This window comes from Myxococcus sp. RHSTA-1-4, from assembly GCF_020037125.1.
Taxonomy (GTDB): Bacteria; Myxococcota; Myxococcia; order Myxococcales; family Myxococcaceae; genus Myxococcus.
Genome location: NZ_JAIQDG010000122.1, coordinates 1 through 1,247 on the forward strand (window position 1 = coordinate 1; position 1,247 = coordinate 1,247).

The following is a 1,247-nucleotide window of genomic DNA, read 5'->3' on the forward strand; positions in this document are numbered from 1 at the left end:
GAGCACCTCACGTACGCGCAGCTCGACCTGCGGGCCAACCAGCTCGCTCATGCGCTGCGCCGCCGGGGTGTCGGGCCCGAGGTCCGCGTCGCGCTCAGCGTCGAGCGCTCGCTGGACATCGTCGTCGGCCTGCTCGGCATCCTCAAGGCCGGTGGCGCCTGGGTGCCCGTCGATCCGCTGCTGCCCCGCGAGCGCCTGGCCTTCATGCTGGAGGACAGCGGCGCGGCGGTGCTGGTGACACAGTCCCCCCTGCTGGAGCGCTTCCCCGAGGCGCACCGTGCCCGCGCGCTCTGCCTCGACTCCGAGCGGGACGCGCTGTCGCGCGAGAGCACCGAGGCCCCCGTGCCGGGCGTGGCCCCGTATCACCTGGCCTACCTGCTCTACACGTCCGGCAGCACCGGCACGCCCAAGGGCACGGCCGTGGAGCACCGCGGCGTGGCCAACCTGGTGACGCACGAGGCGGTGGCCTACGGCATCGGCCCGGGCAGCCGCGTGTTGCAGTTCGCCAGCCTCTCCTTCGATTTGTCGGTGGAGGAGATATTCACCACGCTGTGCTCCGGCGCGGCGCTGGTGCTGGCACCGCTGGAGAAGCTGATGCCGGGCGCGCCCTTGCAGAAGCTGCTGCGCGAGGAGGCCCTGACCGTCATCAGCCTCACCCCCGCGGCCCTCGCGGCAACGTCACCCGAGGGGCTGACCGAGCTGCGTACCGTCATCTCCGGCGGCGAGGCACTGCCCGCCGAGGTGGTGGCTCGCTGGGCTCCAGGCCGCCGCCTGCTCAACACCTATGGCCCGACGGAGGCCACGGTCATCGCCACGCTCACCGAGTGCGCGGCGGACGGGCGTGTCCCGCCCATCGGACGGCCCCTGGCCAACGTGCGCGTGTACGTGCTGGACGCGCGCGGCGAGCCGGTGCCCGTGGGCGTCAAGGGCGAGCTGTACGTGGGAGGTATCGGCGTCGCCCGTGGCTACGCGGGCCGCCCGGCCCTCACCGCCGAGCGCTTCGTGCCCGACCCGTTCGTGGCTGAAGCGCGGATGCGCTCGCACCGCACCGGCGCCACGTCCACGGGTGAGGCGGAGACGCAGGCGCACCGCGCTGGCGACTCGTCCGAGAGCGGAGCCGGGGCGCGCATGTACCGCACCGGCGACGTGGTGCGCTGGCGCGAGGACGGCACGCTGGAGTTCGTCGGCCGCGCCGACGCGCAGGTGAAGGTGCGCGGCTTCCGCATCGAGCTGGGTGAGGTGGAAGC

Annotated in this window: 1 protein-coding gene; it reads left to right on the forward strand. The window is 73.5% G+C overall.

From position 1 onward, the window contains the following. Nucleotides 1–1,247 (forward strand): amino acid adenylation domain-containing protein (locus tag K8638_RS44195; protein ID WP_223760813.1); only part of this gene is annotated, 1,247 nt, incomplete at both ends.